This is a genomic window from Novosphingobium sp. (assembly GCF_965228995.1).
Taxonomy (GTDB): Bacteria; Pseudomonadota; Alphaproteobacteria; order Sphingomonadales; family Sphingomonadaceae; genus Novosphingobium.
On the sequence record NZ_OZ245852.1, the window covers coordinates 1,471,377 to 1,486,483 of the forward strand.

Below are 15,107 nucleotides of genomic sequence, written 5' to 3' on the forward strand. Positions count from 1 at the left end.
CTCAGGACGGGCGGGGTGGGGGATGATGAGGGTTGTCATGGAGCATATGATGCTGAGGCGCTTCGTCTGTTTTGGCCCGCGCCCCGCGCAGAGTCGAGCGACCCGTTGGGGCGGGGCCTCAGCTCGCGAGGCCACTGAGCACGGCAAGGCCGAGGAACGAGAAGAAGCCCATCACGTCGGTCGCCATCGTCACGAACACGGCGGAGGAGACCGCCGGATCGACTTTCAGCCGGTCGAGCGAGACGGGCACCAGAATACCGGCGAGGCCCGCCACGAGATTGTTGATCACCATCGCCGTGCCGATCACGCCGCCGAGCAAGGGGTTCTGGAACAGCAGCGCGGTGCCGCTGCCGATCAGGACGCCGAGCGAAAGACCATTGGCCAGCGCGATGCGCAGTTCGCGCAGGATCATGCGCACGGTGTTGGAACTCGTCAGCTGGTTGGTGGCAATCGCGCGCACCACCACCGCGAGCGTCTGCGTCCCCGCGTTGCCGCCCATGCCCGAAACGATCGGCATCAGCACGGCAAGCAGCGCCAGCTTGGCAATCGCGCCCTGGAACATGCCGACGACCGAGGAGGCGATGATCGCCGTGCCGAGATTGACCACGAGCCACGAAAGGCGCGTGCGCACGGTGAGGTGGATCGGCTCGTTGATATCGCCGTCGCCCGCACCCGAAAGGCGCAGGATGTCCTCGCTCGCTTCTTCCTGGATGATGTGGACGACGTCGTCCACGGTGATCTGGCCGACAAGGCGGCCGCTTTCGTCGACCACCGCGGCGGAAATCAGCGCGTACTTCTGGAAGCGCAGCGCGACCTCTTCCTGGTCCATCGTCACCGGGATCAGTGTCTGGTCGCGCTTCATCACATCGGACAGCGCAATGCTGCGCGGGGTGCGCAGGATCCACGAAAGCGCGCAGGTGCCGACCGGGTGGTGCTTGTGATCGACGATGAACACTTCCCAGAACTCGGTCGCGAGGTCCTGGTCTTCGCGCAGGAAGTCGATCAGATCGCCGACGGTCAGGTGTTCGGGCACCGCGATCACGTCGCGGCTCATCATGCGGCCGGCGGAATCTTCCGGATAGGCCAGCGCGCTCTCGATCGCGGCGCGGTCTTCCGGCTCCATCTCGGCGAGGACGGCCTGCTGGTCCTCCTCGTCGAGATCCTGGATCAGGGCGACGGCGTCGTCGGTCTCCATGTCGCCGGCGAGTTCGGCGACTTCATCGGGATCGAGGTCCTCGACGAGATCGTCGCGGACGTAGTCGTTAAGCTCGGCGATCACCTCGCTGCCGAGCAAGTCGTTGATCGCGCGGGCCAGATCGACGCGGTAGTCGGGGCCGATCAGCTCGAACAAGTCGGCCACGTCGGCCGGGTGGAGCGGCTCGACGAGGTTGTAGACGGTCTCCTGATCATCCGCATCGAGCGCTTCGGTGACGCGGCGGATGAACGAGGGGCGGAGCGTATTGTCCGCGTCGTCGAGGCTCTCTGCGTTGCGCGCAGGCTCGGCGATCACCGCCGTCTCCGTCATCACGGAGCCGCCATCCGCCTGATCGGAGTCGTGCAGGTCTTCGCCAATCGCCATGCTGGCAGGCGATACGCATGGGGCAGGCAAAAGCAACCTCTAGAGGTATACTTTGGCGGGCGAGCGATTATATGCCGAGGCAAGACAGAAGGAATTAGATGACCATGGCAGACGAAAAACTGGTTCTTACGCTCGATAGCGGCGATGTTGTGATCAAGCTGCGGCCCGATCTGGCACCCGGCCATGTCGAACGCATCAAGGAACTGGTGGGCGAAGGCTTCTACGACGGCGTGAAGTTCCACCGTGTGATCCCCGGCTTCATGGCGCAGGGCGGTTGCCCGCAAGGCACCGGCATGGGCGGCTCTTCCAAGCCCGATCTCAAGGCCGAATTCAGCGACGCGCCGCACGTGCGCGGCGTCTGCTCGATGGCCCGCACCAGCTATCCGCACTCGGCCAACAGCCAGTTCTTCATCTGCTTCGACGATGCACGCTTCCTCGACAAGCAGTACACCGTGTGGGGCGAGGTCGAGAGCGGCATGGACCATGTCGACGCGCTGCCCAAGGGCGAGCCGCCGGCAAAGCCCGGCGTGATCCAGAAGGCGGCCATCGTCGCGGCCTGAAGGCGCCCGTTCGTGGTGGACACTGTCATCAGGCATCCCACCGGCGCCGACCGCGCCGCATGGGATCGCCTGTGGCAGGGCTACCAGCGCTTCTACAAAGTGGACATCGCGCAGAGCGTCAGTGAACTGACCTGGGCAAGGCTCCACGATCCTGCAGAGCCGATGCACGCCGCCATCGCTTGGGCTGGCGAGCGGGCCATCGGCCTCGTCCACTGGATATTCCACCGCTCGACCTGGACTGCGGGGCCCTACTGCTACCTGCAGGACCTCTACGTCGATGAGGACGTGCGCGGCGGCGGGGTGGGCCGGATGCTGATCGCCCATGTCCGCAGCGAGGCGGAAGCAGCCGGCGCTTCAAGGCTCTACTGGCTGACGCACGAGAGCAACACCGACGCGATGGCGCTCTACGACAAAGTCGCGGAACGTTCGGGCTTCGTGCAGTACCGGGTGGTGCTTTAGGCGCGCCTCAGCATTCGTCCTGCTCGACAAGTCCCGGGCCTGCGGGCACTCTGCCGCCTATGTACCGGCCCCAGTTCGAAGCTGCCCTGCGCCTGTTGGCGCGCGTGAGCGCCGATCTCGATGGAGCCGGCTACCGCCCTCCGATCCTGGTCGGCGGCGGTGCAGTCGAGATTTATACGGGCGGCGCGATCACCACCGGCGATTTCGATCTGTCCTGCGGTCGGCAGGATGTCCTGGAAGATGCCATGCAGAAGCGTGGCTTTGTTCGCCCCTCCGGTGCGGGGAAGGCAACGCGAGGCTGGATCCACCCCGAACTCGCGCTCGGCTTTGAGGTCGTCAGCGACATCCTGCTCGATGGCATGGCTGATCGGACCATGGTGCGCGTTATCGAGTTCGGCGCTGATGGAGCAGTAGCGGTTATCGGGGCCGAGGACATTATTGCGGATAGAATGGGGCAATATGCTTCGGGCGCCGCATCCGAAATGCTTGGGCAGGCCCAGGCGGTGTTCAGCCTTTGTTTGGGGCTCGACCTCGACTATATGGATAGACGTATCCGCGAAGAAACGGCAGGCGAGTATGGCCTTCAAGACCTTGCAGACCAAGACTGAGGCGACAACGCTCGAGGCCATGTCCACCCGCCTCGCAGCGCGGCGGGCAGAGATTGGCGACGTCGAGGTTCCGCGCAACAGCGGCAAGCGCCGCACGGCGTCCAAGCGCGCGCTGCTGGCCGAGATCGAGAAGCTTGGCGGGGATTGGTAAGACGGTCAGAGCCCGGCCTTGATCATCCAGTCGTGGAACAGCCGCACGGGGCGTGATTGCAGGGCGCGGGGGCGGCAGACGAACCAGTAGGAATAGGGGCTGTCGACCTCGATATCGTAGAGCCGCGCCACGCGCGGATCGTGGCTGCGCTTGTAGTGATCATCGTGCATGATCGCGATGCCGAGGCCCTGCGCCGCCGCTTCCAGAATCAGCTGGCCGGAATCGAAATGGTCGATCGCGGCGGGCTGCAGCGCTTCGAGATGCAGCGTGCGCTTCCACGCCTCGAAGCTCATCGGCAGATCGTTGTGAACAAGGAAGGTCTGCTTGCCGAGCTTGGCCAGATCGGGCCGGGGGCCCAGTTCGGCCACGATCTCGGGCGTGGCGATGGCGTAGACGCGGTTGTGATCGAGCCGGACCGAATGAAGCGAGCCGTCCGGCCCTTCGGACAGAATGATCGCGGCATCGATCGTATCGCCCAGCTTGGTTTCCGCTGCGGCCGAGCTGTCGATATCGATGTGCAGCTGCGGATGCAGTTTCCTGAGTTCGCCGAGGCGCGGAAACAGGCGCTGGCTGCCGAACAGCGGCAACACGCCGAGGCGGAGGCGCAGGACCTGCCCGGTGTCGATCAGCCGGTCGATGCGGTCCGCCATCTCGTCGATCAGCGGGGCGACGGCGTCATACAGCTGCTGGCCCTCTTCGGTCAGCTTGAGGAGCTGGTGCTTGCGCTCGAACACCGGCTTGCCGATGAATTCCTCCAGCGCACCAAGCCGGCGCGAGAGTGCGGAGGGGCTGAGCGCGAGCTCGGCCGCCGCCGTCTTGGCCGAGCCTGTGCGCACGACGCGGATAAACGCCTCGAGTGAGCGCAGGGGGGGCAGGCGGCGAATCAAACTTCAGTCTTCCTCGGGCTTCTCGGGCACGGGCGCATGGAGCCGCAGCCGGGTAAGCCTTCGCTCGTCCCCTGCCGTCACCTCGATCCGCCACCCACTGTCATGTTCCAGCACGCGGCCGACCGGTGGTACTTCACCTGCCAGCACGACCGCGAGGCCGCCCAGAGTATCCACGTCCTCGTCGACCAGCGCAAGCCGTGGATCGATTCGCTCGCCTACATCGTCGAGCTCGGCGCGGGCATCGGCATCCCAGGTCAGCTCGTCGATCGGGCGCAGCAGTTCCTTCGGCGCATCGTCGTGCTCGTCCTCGATCTCGCCGACGATTTCCTCGACGAGATCCTCGATGGTAATGATCCCGTCGGTGCCGGAATACTCGTCGATCACGATGGCGAGGTGCGTGCGGCTCGATCGCATGTCGGCCAGCACATCGAGCGCGCCGCGTGCCTGCGGCACGAACAGCGGCTGGCGCATCAGGCCGGTCCAGTCCTTCGGCGCCGGCTTGCCCGAGAGCGCCATGCCCGCAACGATCGGGAACAAGTCCTTCACGTGGAGCATGCCGACGACCTCGTCGAGCGAATCGCCGTAAACCGGCAGGCGGCTGTGGCCATGCTCGGCAAAGGCGGCGATCACTTCCTCGAAGGTTGCGGCAGCCGGGATCGCCACGATTTCGCCGCGCGGGATGGCGACGTCGTCGGCATCGTTCTCGCTGAAATGGAGCAGGTTCTTGAGCATCTGGCGCTCAAGCGGGAGGAGATCGCCATTTGCGCTGTTTGCGCCGCCAGCCTCGCCTTCGTGCTCCTCGATCGCTTCTTCGATCTGCGCACGCAGTGACTGGTCCTGATCCGGCCCCCTGAAGAATGCCTTGAGCGCGCGCCACAACGCGCCGCTACTGTCTCCTTCGCCCGACCGGCTTTCGCCGGCGGACCCGCCCACTTCAGGCACTGCGCCGAACTCCTGTGCTGCTAAAGCGTCGCATATGGGTCGGCTAGGCCCATCAGCGCAAGCGCCTTTGTCTCGAGCGCCTCCATTTCGGCGGCGTCTTCCTCGCCGGTCTCGTGGTCGTAGCCGGCCAGATGGAGCAGGCCGTGGACGATGAGGTGCGCCGCATGTGCTTCCACCGCGATGCCCTTGTCCGCCGCTTCGCGCACGCAGACGCCGTGGGCGAGGATCAGATCACCGAGCATCCCCGGCGCGTCCGGCGCGGCGGCGGCTGCCAGCACTTCCTCGCGGGAGAGCATCGGGAAGGACAGCACGTTGGTCGGCTTGTCCTTCGCGCGCCACTGCTTGTTGAGCGCGTGGACTTCCTCGTCATCGGCCATGACGAGGCTGACGAGCAGGTGATCGTGCGCCAGTTCGGGCGCGACCGCACCGGCCGCCTCAGCAGCGCGCGCGGCGAGGGCTTCCCAGTCGGTCGCGGCGGGCCAGACGGAGTCGATATCGAGTTCGAGGGTGGGGGCGGTCATCGGGGCCGACGCCGCGCGAGGTGCTTCGACAGGCTCAGCACGAGCGGTCTTTTCTTAAAGTCGTCAAACCCAAACCCCGCTCATCCTGAGCTTGTCGAAGGATGTTGGCGCTGCCGCTCACCCGTCCTTGCCCTCGTAGGCCTCGACGATCCGCCCCACAATCGGGTGGCGCACCACGTCCGCCACGTTGAAGCGCACCATGCCGATGCCGTCGACGCCTTCCAGCCGCTGCACCGCATCGTTGAGTCCGCTGGCGGCGGGGCCGCCGGGCAGGTCGGTCTGCTTGGGATCGCCGCAGATCACCATGCGGCTGTTCTGGCCGAAGCGGGTGAGGAACATCTTCATCTGCATCGGCGTGGTGTTCTGCGCTTCGTCGAGAATGACGAAAGCATCGGCCAGGGTGCGCCCGCGCATGAAGGCGATCGGCGCGATCTCGATTTCGCCCGAGGCGAGGCGCCGCTCGACCTGTTCGGGCGGCATGCAATCATAGAGCGCGTCGTAGATCGGGCGGAGATAGGGATCGACCTTCTCCTTCATGTCGCCGGGGAGGAAGCCGAGCCGTTCGCCCGCTTCGACCGCCGGGCGCGAGAGGATCAGGCGCTGCACGCTGCCGCTGATGAGCTGCGCGACGGCCTGCGCTACCGCGAGGTAGGTCTTGCCGGTGCCGGCCGGGCCGAGCGCGAAGATCAAGTCATCGCGCACCAGCGCGCGCATATATTCGATCTGGGTGGCCGAACGCGGAACGATGGTCTTCTTGCGCGTGCGGATCATGATCGGCGGAGCGCCATCGGGAGCGCCGGTGATGATGCCTTCGAGCGTCGGCTCGTTCGACATCATGATCAGCGACTCGACTGCGCCGGCATCCACCTCGTGCCCGGAAAGTAGCCGCTGGTGCATGCCTTTGAGCACATCACGCGCGCGGGCGACGGCATCGTCCGGCCCTTCGATCACCGCCTTGTTGCCGCGCGCAGAGATATAGACGCCCAGCCGGTTCTCGATTTGCACCAGATTCTGATCGAACTGGCCGAACAGCGCGCCGAGTACGGTCTGCTCCTCGAACGCAATCTCGATCCGGGCGCGTCGCGGATTGTCGTTGCGAGACGCTTCGCCGCGATGCGGATCGTTTCGGACGGCACCCGGCCAATCGCTGCGGGGAGCCTCTTCATGCGAACGGGAGAACTTGCGGGCCATGCGCTCCTTTCAGGTTTGCTGATGCGAGATTAGGCACCGATGCGACAGGCGCAAGACAGGCAGGGCGGAAATCGCATCATTTGCACTGCCTTGTTGCAGACGGGGGCAACCTTGCGACAAACTGCGACCAAAATGACGCACGCCTTAAAGCGCTGTTCCCGGCCGGTTCAGTCTGCGGAGGGCATTGTCTATGTGTGGTCGCAGGCAAGCGATCCCGTTTGAAGGAGAATCCCATGCGCAAGTTTCTGCTGGCCGCCGCGTTCCTCGCGCTGACCCCTGCTCTCGCTCAGGCCCATGGCTACCCCGCCGAGGGACATGCAGGGCCGCATGCCATCCACCGCGAGGTCGTCCGCGATCGCCATGAAGTGCGCGAAGAGCGGCGCGAAGTCCGCCGTGATCGCCATGAACTCCGCCATGATCGCCGCGAGCTCCACCGCGATCGCGCGCACGCCCGGGCCTGGCATCGCCACCACTACTACCGTTGAATTGTGAAGCCGCGCCGCCGCTCAGGCGGCGGCGCGCGCCACCAACCGGCCGCTGAGCGAGTTCGGCCCGGCCTCGACCAGATCGACCTCGACCAGATCACCAAGCGCCGCATCCCCGGTGAAGTGCACCGATTGCAGCCAGGGTGACTTGCCGAGCCATTGCCCGGCGTGGCGGCCCTTGCGTTCGACGAGCACCGCGCAGCGTTTACCCACGCTCGCCTTGTTGAACGCGAGGCTGTCCCGCTGGAGCGCTACTTGCAGCCGCTGGAGCCGCTCGTCCATCACATCGGGCGCGATCTGGCCGTCCATCGTCGCGGCGGGGGTGCCGGGGCGGGCGGAAAACTTGAAGCTGAACGCCTGCGCATAGCGGGCCTCGGCGATGATCCGCAGCGTATCCCCGAACTCGGCCTCGGTCTCACCGGGGAAGCCGACGATGAAATCGCCCGACAGCGCGATATCAGGCCGTGCCGCGCGGACGCGTTCCAGAATGCGCAAGTAGCTTTCCGCAGTGTGGCTGCGGTTCATCGCTTTCAGCACGCGGTCGCTGCCCGATTGCACCGGCAGGTGGAGGAACGGCATCAGCTTGGGATTGCGCCCATGCGCCTCGATCAGCGCATCGTCCATGTCCGCCGGGTGGCTGGTGGTGTAGCGGATGCGAGCAAGCTCTTCGATCCGCCCCAACTCTTCGGCGAGGCCCGCGAGGCCGACAGGGCGGCCCTTGTCATCTTCACCCGCCCAGGCATTCACGTTTTGGCCCAGCAGCGTGATCTCGCGCGCGCCGCCTTCGACAAGCGCGCGCGCCTCGCTGACGAGATCGGCGTAGGGGCGCGAGAGTTCGGCACCGCGGGTATAGGGGACGACGCAGTATGTGCAGAACTTGTCGCAGCCTTCCTGCACGGTGAGGAAGGCGCTCGCGCCCACCTTGCGGCGCTTGGGGAGCGCCGCGAACTTGGCTTCGGCGGGCATGTCGGTTTCCGTCGCGCGGCCGCCGGCAGCGGCCTCGGCGACCATGGCAGGTAGGCGATGATAGGCTTGCGGGCCGACGACGACGCGCACCGACGGCGCCCGGGTCATGATTTCCTCGCCCTCGGCCTGCGCCACGCAGCCCGCTACCGCGATCAGCGGAACGGCCCCATGCTCGCGGCCATCCTTCACGATGCGGCCGATGTCAGAATAGACTTTCTCGGTCGCCTTCTCGCGGATGTGGCAGGTGTTGAGCACCACGAGATCCGCTGCCTCGCGCTCATCTGCCTCGCGCATGCCTTCGGCGGTGAGCAGTTCGGCCATGCGCTCGCCGTCATAGACGTTCATCTGGCAGCCGAAGCTCTTGACGTGGAAGGTGCGGGGGGGCGGAGTGGCGGACATCTGGCGGCGCTTACGCGATTATGCTGCGGGATAGAAGGGGCTAGGCGCCGAGGTCGGCGACCACCGCGCGCACGAGTCGGCTGATCCGGGTGGTGAGAATATCTGCATCGGACGCGCGATTGGCGATGCCGTTTGCCGCATAGAACAGCAGCTGCGCTGTCTCCTCGGCGAACGCACGCTCCAGTCCCTGACGCACCAGTGCCTCGGTCAGTCCGGTCACGATGGCATCATCGAGCGCGGCGAAGCGCCGGGTGACGTGGGCGGCCTTGGCCTGAAACAGCTCGCTCGCGAAGGCCGAGCGCTGCACGCGGTTCAGCACGATCCGGTGCTTGGCGATGAGTGCGGCAGCCAGCGGGGTGGGGAAGGGGGCCTCTGCTGCCAGCGCGGTCTGGACGGCCTCTTCCATCGTATCGGCAAGCCGTTCGGCGACCGCCACGAACACCGCCTCCTTGTCGCGGAAGTAGCCATAGAGCGTGACTTTCGACATGCCCGCCACTTCGGCAATCCCCTCGATCGAAGTCGCGCGGAAGCCTTGCGCCACGAACAGGGCTTCGGCTGCATCGAGCAGCCGTTCGCGGCGCATGGCGCGGACCGGACTGAGCTCTGCTTGCGTATTTGAACGATTAGGCATAAAACCGTTCATATCGTAAGATTCGAGCCCCTGCAAACAGGATTGCTGCCCGATGGTCCGGATTCTCCTGCGCGTCGCTGCCGTAATCGGCGTCATTCTCGCTGCCTTCGTTGTGTGGTTCTACGCGAACTATGGCGGCACCGGGCAGCCGTTCCCGCGCATCGGTGATCCCAAACCGCGCCTTCAGGCCGAATTGATCGCCACTTTGCCCGAGCCGCCGGGGAACATCGCAGTTTCGGCTTCGGGCCGGGTGTTCTTTACCTACCACGCCGAAGGGCACCCCGCGATCAAGGTGCTCGAACTGGTGAACGGCAAGCCGGTGCCTTATCCGAACCTCGAAATGCAGCGCGGCGACCGCGATAGGCCGTCCTACGGCGCGGTGTTCAACATCCGTATCGATAGCAGGAACCGCCTGTGGAGCATCGACCACGGCGAGCACGGCGTATTCGGCGCGCGGCTGGTTGCCGTTGATCTTGGTACCAACACGCCGATCAAACAGATCTGGCTGCCGCGCTCGGTCGCGGGGCTGGGATCTTACGTGCAGGACATGCAGATCGATGCCGCAGGCCGGATGATCTACATCGCCGATATCGGCGTGTTCAGCGGCCATCCGGGGCTGATCGTGGTCGACAGCGAAACCGGCAAAGCGCGCCGCCTGCTCGATAGCCATCCGGCGATCATGCCCGGACCTTATGCCGTGCGGGCGCAAGGGCGGCTGATGCAGCCGCTGGGCAACAGCTTGTTCTGGTTCCACCCGGGGTTCGACCCGATCGCGCTCGATCGGCAGGGAACCTGGCTCTACATCGGGCCGATGTCGGGCAAGATGCTATCGCGCGTGCGGGTGGCGGACCTCAACAACGAAAGCCTCTCGCCCGCCGAATTGGCCGCCCGGGTCGAGCCCTATGCCGAGCGCCCGCAAGCGGACGGCCTCACCATCGACAACGAGGGCGATATCTACCTTACCGGGATCGAGGACGGGATCGTGTGGAAGCTTGGGCCAGACCGCAAGCTCACCGCGCTGGCAGGGCATCCAAAAATGCGCTGGCCCGATGGCCTGAGCTTCGGGCCGAACAACATGATCTACGTGGCGGACAGCGACATCCCCGACGTGATGATGCAATCGAAGGCCCACATGCGCGCGAAGGCGCCCTATTACCTCTTCCGCTTCCCGGCTGACGGGGCCGCGCCAGCAGGTCAGTGAGCAATCAGTCCCGCGTGATCCGGTAGACCGAGGCCGGTGGCACATTGCGCCAGACGCGTGCGGTGCGCTGCGCCGAAAGCTCCATGCGGGCCATGATCTCCTCGCGCACCGGGCATTTGGGGCCGTAGGTGAACTGATAGATCGCGGCATCGGCGGTGCAAAAGCTGAACGCCGCGGCGAGGATGCGTTCCACCTCGCGGCCGGGGAAGTTGAGCAGCGGCAGTCCGCTTACCACGGCTGCGGGGCGGAGGCCTCCCAGCATTTCCGGGGTGGCGCTGCCGGCCTTGCAGGCCAGCACCAGCGCTTGCGGGAAAGCCAGGCGCAGCCGCGCGGCGAGCATCGGATCAGCCTCGACGAGGATCAGATTGTGTTCCGGCACGCCGCGCGCGAGCAGGGCGCGGGTGAAGACACCGGTGCCGGGGCCGAGTTCCAGCACCGGGCCTGCGGCGGGATCGATCTCACGCGTGATGGTGGCAGCAAGCGCGGGACCGCTGACAAAACCGCCGAACTGGCGCGGATTGGCAACGAAGCGGCGCAGGCCCAGCAGAGCCTCCGGCGGGCCTTTCCGGATCCTTGCGGGGCCGCCCCGGCGGCGGATCTTCTCCATCTCGATCTTGCTGCGCACCGCGCTCGCCAGCTTGCCCATCATGGCGCGCGGACGCCGCGCGATGGCGGGCTTGAGCTTGAGCTTCATGCCGCGCTTTTCGAGGCTTCGTAGCGCACCGGTGCGACGTCGAAAGCGAAGGGCCGCAGCGATTCGCCAAGCGCCGCTTCAAGCGCCGGCTCGATCCGGCGGCGCGCCTCCGCGGCGATGGCCTTGCGACCGGCAAGGCCCTGCGGATCGAACGGTTCGAGGAAATGGACTTCGAGGCGGAACGAACCACGCCGCGAGAGGATGCGCTTGCCGTTGGAGACACCGTCCTCGGTGCCGATCCAGCCGATCCACTCGGCCACCCGGCCATAATCGAGCACCACCGGCTGCACCATCACGCCCGGCGGCGGCGGCTCCAGCACGCGCAGCATCGAGGTCTTGAAGGGGAGCAGCGACTTGCCATCGGTGCAGGTGCCTTCGGGGAACACGGTGATCGACCAGTTGTCAGCCAGCGCTTCCTTGAGGCGGTTGATCTGATCTGCCACGCCCATGCGGTCTTCGCGGCTTACGAACACCGTGCGGTTGATCCGCGCCAGCCAGCCCACCACCGGTGCCTGCGAAAGTTCCGCCTTGGCGACGAATGCCGTGCCGCTGGCCCCGCCGAGCGCGAGGATATCGACCCAGGAGAGGTGGTTCGAAATATAGAACACGTCGCGCTTCAGCGGCACGCCGTGAACGCGCACGCGCGCACCGATCACGCGTGCTGCCATGAACAGGAACAGCTTCGGGAAGGGCGAGCCATAATGCACGACGCGATAGAGATAGTGCATGGGCACGCAGATCAGCATGAGCAGCACGAGCGCGACGCCGCGCAGGCAAATCCGCATCCAGCCCATCCAGGTGATGGGTGCGCCGCGCTCCGGCCCTACCTTGCGGCGGGCCTTACGCCTCGCGATCAGACTTGACACCATAGAGCTCCATGCGGTGGTCGACGAGGCGATAGCCAAGCCGTTCGGCGATCTGGCGCTGCAACGCTTCCAGTTCGGGATCGACGAATTCGATGACCTTGCCGGTCTCGACATCGATCAGATGATCGTGGTGCGCCTCGGGCGTCGCTTCATAGCGGGCGCGGCCATCGCCGAAATCGTGGCGATCCAGAATGCCGGCTTCTTCGAAGAGGCGGACAGTGCGGTAGACTGTTGCGATGGAAATGCGCGGATCACGGGCCGACGCGCGTTCGTGCAGCTTCTCGACATCGGGATGGTCATCGCTCTCCGACAGCACCTGCGCGATCACGCGGCGTTGTTCGGTGATCCTGAGACCCCGTTCCGCGCAAAGCGCTTCGATGTCGATTGCCTGGTGCAAGCTTGCGGCCCATCCGGTTAGGTTGCGTGCAGCATAGTTTGCTGCGCCAATTCTTCAACCGGCGCGCTGTCGATTTACGGGCGAGAGCAAGCCCGGATCGGGGAAAAGTGAACGCGGCGAGGCCCCGCGCAAAAACCTGGGGGCCTCGCCGGTCAAAAGCGGCTTAGCTCGCCGCCTTGGCAGGGCGACCGCGCTTGGGCGCGGGCTTGCGGCCGAGGCCGATCTTCTTGGCCAGTTCGCGGCGCTTTTCGGCATAGGCCGGGGCGACCATCGGGTAGTCGGCCGGCAGATTCCAGCGGGTGCGATACTGATCCGGGGTCATGTTGTAGCGCGTCATCAGATGGCGCTTGAGCATCTTCAGCTTCTTGCCGTCTTCGAGGCAGACGATGTGATCGTTCTTGACCGAAGCGCGGATCGAAACCGCAGGTTCAGGGGCCGGTTCTGCTGCCGGTTGCGCGGGATTGAGGCCAGCGAGCGCGGTGTAGACGTTGCCGATCAGCACCGGCAGGTCATTCACTGCAACGCTGTTGTTGCTCACGTGGGCGGCGACGATGTCCGATGTCAACGTGATCAACGTTTCCCGCATATCGTTATCGATTTCACTCATTGTACCCTTACCTTCTGCCGTGTTTATCTTCTTTTTTGCCCAGTCAAGGCTCTTACTGACCATGAGTAGACCACATTGCATATAGGCTTGTGTATCGGGGATACAACCATTTCGGTCCAGGATCGATGTTTTCTGTCCGATTTTTCACGAATGACAGAAGAAGACCGTAATTCTGCTTAATTGTCCGACAGGTGCAGTTCCTGACTGAGTGCGTCCAAACGCTCTCCGTCTGCCATGCGATAGTATCCCGGTCTTATGCCGATCGTCCTGAAACCAAATCCTGTGTATAACTTGCCTGCTGGATTATTCCGCCGCATCTCCAGAAACAGTCGGCGGATGCCTTGGTTCCTTGCGCGCGCAATCACCTCGGTCAGCAACGCGGCGCCCAGACCTCTGCCGCGGTAGCGGGGCAGTACTGCGAAGAGGAGCAGCTCCTGCTCGTCGAATATCGAACGTGTCAGCGCAAATCCTGCGGCTGGTTCTTCCGGCACGGGATCAAGCGAACCCTCGGCGCCGATCAGGCAGTAACCGGTTCCGCCGAGCAGTAGCGAATCCGATACCTGCCGCCGGTTCCACGCCTCGCCATATTCCGGGGCAAAGGCGCCGGCCATGACTTCCATGATCCGGTCGACATCATCGCCGTGCTCGGGTGGGCTGATGCTCATGGCCGAGCCGACTTCAGACCGCCGCCATCACGCGGCCGGCGGTCACGCCGCAGGAAGCCGGGCATCGGGCGCGCGGCCATAGCTTGGGGCGGGATCGGGGCGCAGGGCATCGCGGCCCAGCAACGCAAAGGCGCGCGCATCGGGCCAGAGGGGGTAGGCATCTGGCGCGTCACTCCGCCGCGCGGCGAGGGCTTCAGCCTGGCTTCCCACGACGATGCTGCCTCGCGAAACTTCCGCCGCAGCCTGCGGCAGCAGCGATGCGGGTTCGGCAAGGGCGGTGCCGTCTGCCGCAAAGGGCTGGAAGAACCACTCGCCGTGTCCACCGCTCATCGCCACATCGATCGCCTGTCCGGGATGCGCGGCGCGGCCCATGGCCGCGACCAGGGCGAGGGACGCGTAACCCTCGATCGGTACCTGCCAGGCAAGCGCCAGCGCGCGGGCGGCAGCAAGGCCAACGCGGATGCCGGTGAAGCTGCCGGGGCCGGCGTTGACCGCAATGGTATCGGCGCGTCCCTTGCCGGGCAGCGCAGCGATCATCGGCACAAGCTGTTCGGCATGGCCGCGCCCCAGCATGGCGTGGGAGCCGGCCATCATCTTGCCATCCTCGAACGCTTCATATTCGAACAGGGCCACCGAACAGGCTTCGGTCGCGCTGTCGATCACCAACCGGCGCAAGTGCGTTCCGCCTCAGGCCAGCGTGTTGAACGTGGCGAAATCGGGCCGGGGGCTGCGCGCGAAGATCGTCGCCGGATCGCCGTAGCCCAGCGTCGAGATGAAGTTCGAGCGGATGCGCGTGCCTGCAAAGAAGGCCTCGTCGACCGCGGCATTGCTGAAGCCCGACATCGGCCCGGTATCGAGCCCGACCATCCGCGCGGCGATGATGAAATAGGCTCCCTGCAGCGAGGAATTGCGCATGGCCGAAACCTCGCGCGCGGCTTCGCTGCCTTCGAACCAGCTCTTCGCATCGGCGTGGGGGAAGAGCCACGGCAGCTGCTCGTGGAAATCGATATCCATACCGATGATCACGCTGACCGGGGCCTTGCGGATCTTGTCGGGATTGGTGCCACCGGCGCAGGCGGCGAGCTTTTCCTTGGCTTCCTGGCTGACGCACCAGATCAGCCGCGCGGGCATCTGGTTGGCCGAAGTCGGCCCCATCTTCATCAGGTCCCAGATCGCGTGGAGTTGAGCCTCGCTCACCGGCTTGTCGAGGTAGCCGTTATAGGTGCGGGCGGTGCGGAACACCTGATCAAGCGCGGCGTCGTCGAGCGTGTGGGACATCTGGGAGAACCTTGGCGGGA

General features: G+C 65.3%; 20 protein-coding genes. 6 read left to right on the forward strand and 14 right to left on the reverse strand.

The features are described from left to right. Positions 1 to 118: 118 nt before the first annotated feature. Positions 119 to 1,525 carry a magnesium transporter gene (gene mgtE, locus ACO056_RS06955; RefSeq protein WP_421855348.1) on the reverse strand — a complete coding sequence of 469 codons (1,407 nt, stop codon included), beginning with the start codon at positions 1,523 to 1,525 and terminating at the stop codon, positions 119 to 121. Positions 1,526 to 1,683: 158 nt separating this feature from the next. On the opposite strand from mgtE, the gene ACO056_RS06960 reads away from it, so the two are divergent. The 4 genes from ACO056_RS06960 (at position 1,684) to ACO056_RS06975 (ending at position 3,357) form a co-directional block, all read left to right on the forward strand. After that, positions 1,684 to 2,139 carry a peptidylprolyl isomerase gene (locus ACO056_RS06960; protein WP_421853800.1) on the forward strand — a complete coding sequence of 152 codons (456 nt, stop codon included), beginning with the start codon at positions 1,684 to 1,686 and terminating at the stop codon, positions 2,137 to 2,139. A gap of 12 nt (positions 2,140 to 2,151) precedes the next feature. After that, on the forward strand, positions 2,152 to 2,598 hold the full coding sequence (locus tag ACO056_RS06965) for a GNAT family N-acetyltransferase (RefSeq protein WP_421853803.1): 447 nt from the start codon (positions 2,152 to 2,154) through the stop codon (positions 2,596 to 2,598). Positions 2,599 to 2,702: 104 nt separating this feature from the next. Next, positions 2,703 to 3,206, forward strand: coding sequence for a hypothetical protein (locus tag ACO056_RS06970; RefSeq protein ID WP_421853806.1), 504 nt, complete (start codon positions 2,703 to 2,705; stop codon positions 3,204 to 3,206). After that, positions 3,175 to 3,357, forward strand: a complete 183-nt coding sequence (locus ACO056_RS06975; RefSeq protein WP_421853809.1) for a hypothetical protein — start codon at positions 3,175 to 3,177, stop codon at positions 3,355 to 3,357. Before ACO056_RS06970 ends, ACO056_RS06975 begins: the two co-directional genes overlap by 32 nt. A gap of 5 nt (positions 3,358 to 3,362) precedes the next feature. Here the strand turns inward: ACO056_RS06975 and ACO056_RS06980 are convergent, their stop codons facing one another. The 4 genes from ACO056_RS06980 to ACO056_RS06995 all read right to left on the reverse strand — a co-directional run bounded on the left by ACO056_RS06980 (position 3,363) and on the right by ACO056_RS06995 (position 6,898). Beyond that, on the reverse strand, positions 3,363 to 4,244 hold the full coding sequence (locus ACO056_RS06980; RefSeq protein ID WP_421853812.1) for a LysR substrate-binding domain-containing protein: 882 nt from the start codon (positions 4,242 to 4,244) through the stop codon (positions 3,363 to 3,365). 3 nt (positions 4,245 to 4,247) lie between these two features. Continuing rightward, complete coding sequence (locus tag ACO056_RS06985; protein WP_421853815.1) at positions 4,248 to 5,186, reverse strand: hemolysin family protein; 939 nt, start codon at positions 5,184 to 5,186, stop codon at positions 4,248 to 4,250. 20 nt (positions 5,187 to 5,206) lie between these two features. Beyond that, entirely contained in the window at positions 5,207 to 5,707 is a 501-nt protein-coding gene (gene ybeY / locus ACO056_RS06990) for an rRNA maturation RNase YbeY (RefSeq protein ID WP_421853819.1), read from the reverse strand. A gap of 117 nt (positions 5,708 to 5,824) precedes the next feature. Continuing rightward, on the reverse strand, positions 5,825 to 6,898 hold the full coding sequence (locus ACO056_RS06995; protein WP_421853822.1) for a PhoH family protein: 1,074 nt from the start codon (positions 6,896 to 6,898) through the stop codon (positions 5,825 to 5,827). A gap of 233 nt (positions 6,899 to 7,131) precedes the next feature. On the opposite strand from ACO056_RS06995, the gene ACO056_RS07000 reads away from it, so the two are divergent. Then, positions 7,132 to 7,383 (forward strand): hypothetical protein, encoded by a 252-nt coding sequence (locus ACO056_RS07000; RefSeq protein ID WP_421853825.1) that lies wholly within the window; start codon positions 7,132 to 7,134, stop codon positions 7,381 to 7,383. A gap of 21 nt (positions 7,384 to 7,404) precedes the next feature. Here ACO056_RS07000 and miaB read toward each other — a convergent pair whose 3' ends face one another. Beyond that, complete coding sequence (gene miaB, locus ACO056_RS07005; RefSeq protein ID WP_421853828.1) at positions 7,405 to 8,748, reverse strand: tRNA (N6-isopentenyl adenosine(37)-C2)-methylthiotransferase MiaB; 1,344 nt, start codon at positions 8,746 to 8,748, stop codon at positions 7,405 to 7,407. 40 nt (positions 8,749 to 8,788) lie between these two features. Next, entirely contained in the window at positions 8,789 to 9,379 is a 591-nt protein-coding gene (locus ACO056_RS07010) for a TetR/AcrR family transcriptional regulator (protein WP_421853831.1), read from the reverse strand. A gap of 52 nt (positions 9,380 to 9,431) precedes the next feature. Between ACO056_RS07010 and ACO056_RS07015 the strand changes: the two genes are divergently transcribed. Further along, entirely contained in the window at positions 9,432 to 10,580 is a 1,149-nt protein-coding gene (locus tag ACO056_RS07015) for an L-dopachrome tautomerase-related protein (protein ID WP_421853834.1), read from the forward strand. Between the two features lie 4 nt (positions 10,581 to 10,584). Here the strand turns inward: ACO056_RS07015 and ACO056_RS07020 are convergent, their stop codons facing one another. The 7 genes from ACO056_RS07020 to ACO056_RS07050 form a co-directional block, all read right to left on the reverse strand. Beyond that, positions 10,585 to 11,274, reverse strand: coding sequence for a class I SAM-dependent methyltransferase (locus ACO056_RS07020; protein WP_421853837.1), 690 nt, complete (start codon positions 11,272 to 11,274; stop codon positions 10,585 to 10,587). Then, on the reverse strand, positions 11,271 to 12,059 hold the full coding sequence (locus ACO056_RS07025; protein WP_421853840.1) for a lysophospholipid acyltransferase family protein: 789 nt from the start codon (positions 12,057 to 12,059) through the stop codon (positions 11,271 to 11,273). The genes ACO056_RS07020 and ACO056_RS07025 overlap by 4 nt, the downstream gene beginning before the upstream one ends. 55 nt (positions 12,060 to 12,114) lie before the next feature. Next, positions 12,115 to 12,537: a Fur family transcriptional regulator gene (locus ACO056_RS07030; protein WP_054122249.1), complete on the reverse strand. Its 423-nt coding sequence runs from the start codon at positions 12,535 to 12,537 to the stop codon at positions 12,115 to 12,117. A gap of 163 nt (positions 12,538 to 12,700) precedes the next feature. Next, positions 12,701 to 13,144, reverse strand: coding sequence for a MucR family transcriptional regulator (locus ACO056_RS07035; RefSeq protein ID WP_421853843.1), 444 nt, complete (start codon positions 13,142 to 13,144; stop codon positions 12,701 to 12,703). 176 nt (positions 13,145 to 13,320) lie between these two features. Next, the gene (locus ACO056_RS07040) at positions 13,321 to 13,809 is read right to left on the reverse strand and encodes a GNAT family N-acetyltransferase (protein WP_421853846.1); all 489 of its coding nucleotides are present in this window, start codon (positions 13,807 to 13,809) and stop codon (positions 13,321 to 13,323) included. A gap of 42 nt (positions 13,810 to 13,851) precedes the next feature. Continuing rightward, positions 13,852 to 14,484, reverse strand: a complete 633-nt coding sequence (gene tsaB / locus ACO056_RS07045) for a tRNA (adenosine(37)-N6)-threonylcarbamoyltransferase complex dimerization subunit type 1 TsaB (protein WP_421853849.1) — start codon at positions 14,482 to 14,484, stop codon at positions 13,852 to 13,854. Positions 14,485 to 14,496: 12 nt separating this feature from the next. Further along, positions 14,497 to 15,087 carry a malonic semialdehyde reductase gene (locus ACO056_RS07050; protein ID WP_421853852.1) on the reverse strand — a complete coding sequence of 197 codons (591 nt, stop codon included), beginning with the start codon at positions 15,085 to 15,087 and terminating at the stop codon, positions 14,497 to 14,499. Positions 15,088 to 15,107: the final 20 nt, after the last annotated feature.